This is a genomic window from Candidatus Melainabacteria bacterium RIFOXYA2_FULL_32_9, assembly GCA_001784615.1.
Lineage (GTDB): Bacteria > Cyanobacteriota > Vampirovibrionia > Gastranaerophilales > UBA9579 > UBA9579.
The window spans coordinates 643-2504 of sequence record MFRQ01000031.1; the positions used below are offsets into that span (position 1 = coordinate 643).

Consider the following 1862-nt stretch of genomic DNA (forward strand, 5'->3'; position numbering starts at 1 on the left):
TCTCCGGTTAATGTTACAAGCAATTTATTCTATACCTGGACTTATATCGTATTCAATAATATCAGGTTTAACTTGTTTAATATATTTAAGCATAAAAGCAGTAATAACAGCTTCAATTACCCAACCGAAAATACCTAAAGACAAAATAGCAAAGAGAAATCTACCAAGATTAAAATCTATAGCATTATGATTGGATACAGAATTTGCATTATGATGTTCTACACTCGAATGTTCATGCACTGTTTCAATAGCATGTTCATGGTTATGAAAAGGACTTTCTACCCCATTAGTTCCCAAATATACCACACCTGCTGAAATCCAGGCAGAAGCAAATAGCGCCAGAAATGTAGCTAAAAATACAGATATAAAGATATTTTTAACTTTAGAATTTAATAGCTTAAATCCCCAGAATCCTAATATTGCCTCTATAGAAACAACAATCGTATTCAAAGCAATGACTGATATGCCTCCATGACCTAAAAAAGCAAGAATGATATTTGCAACAAATATTGCAAGAATACTTAATACAGGACCCAGAACTATTCCTGATAATACAGCCATATTCATATGATAAGCTGGAGGGATAATCTCAACAGTCATAGTTATAAGCATTAATGCAGATATTACACCCACCAAAGCTATTTTCTTATTAGCTATAAATTTTTTCTTATTAAAAAATAAAAAAATCAAATACAAGCCTATTAATAAATATCCAATTATTATCAACCAAATAGACAATACCCCATCCTGAATATGAATATGCGACATAAAACCCTCCTCTACTTATCATAGTTAAGTTTATTCAAATTGTCTTAAAATATAAATTTCTCAAAATCTAATAATTAATTATACAGCTAAGATTTATATATACTCAAGTTACAATCTAAATAATTGTGTTTATCATTGCAAATTGACACAGTCACTTTTCTCAAGTCATCAATTCTTCCAATGATACGTGCTGTCATTGCGAGCCATGAATCGTGGATAATCAGCATTAATTATTCTTGCGTGGCAATCTCTAAGCAATAAATTTATGTAGGTAGCAACTTGAGTTTACATATATAAAATTTTTTCTGAAATATATCAAAAATTAATTCGTCTTATTTTTTAAAAAATAATCACTTAGAGATTAAAAAAAAGTTATAAATCGTTTAGATAAAAAGGAATGAAAATTGAGACCCATATATAAAAAATAAAGGAGGAAGATATGGAAGCTCAAACAACAAGAGGAATTCAGTTTTTAAATGCAATGAGCAGGGTAAGCTGGGGAGCAATCTGGGCAGGTGTATTTGTTGCTATGTTTTTCCAATTGCTCCTTGGAATTTTAGGTTTAGCTATCGGATTAACAGTAATTGATATTGACCAGCAAATTCCAGCAACAGGAATAAGTATTGGAACAGGAATCTGGTTGCTAATTTCAACATTGTTATCTGTATTTCTTGGTGCGTTTACTGCCGGAAGACTTGCAGGATTATCCGCTAAATATGACGGCATCTTACATGGCGTAGTTACTCTTGCATTTTTAGTTGTTTTATCAATCTTCTTAACTACAGCCGGCATTAGTAGTGCTGTAACAGGAGCTTTTTCACTAATATTAAGGGCTTCTCAAGTGCCACAAGTACAACAAGTATTACCACAAGGAACAACAATACAACAACAAGCAGCACAACAGCAACCAATGATGACCCAAGCACAAAGACAACAAGCTGCACAAAGAGCTCAAGATGTTGCAACTCGCACCGCTTGGTGGACTTTTGCAATCGGATTATTATCATTAATAGCAGCTATGATAGGTGGTTATTTAGGAATGCAATCAAGGGTAAACCAGATAATTAGAGAAACAGCATAGCCCACCAAGCGGT

Annotated in this window: 2 protein-coding genes; one reads left to right on the top strand and one right to left on the bottom strand. The window is 32.8% G+C overall.

Annotation, left to right across the window (positions count from 1 at the left end):
• Positions 1-24: 24 nt before the first annotated feature.
• Positions 25-768, bottom strand: a complete 744-nt coding sequence (locus A2255_08810) for a hypothetical protein (GenBank protein OGI22684.1) — start codon at positions 766-768, stop codon at positions 25-27.
• A gap of 439 nt (positions 769-1207) precedes the next feature.
• Here A2255_08810 and A2255_08815 point away from each other — a divergent pair, with 439 nt between their 5' ends.
• The gene (locus tag A2255_08815) at positions 1208-1849 is read left to right on the top strand and encodes a hypothetical protein (protein OGI22685.1); all 642 of its coding nucleotides are present in this window, start codon (positions 1208-1210) and stop codon (positions 1847-1849) included.
• Positions 1850-1862: the final 13 nt, after the last annotated feature.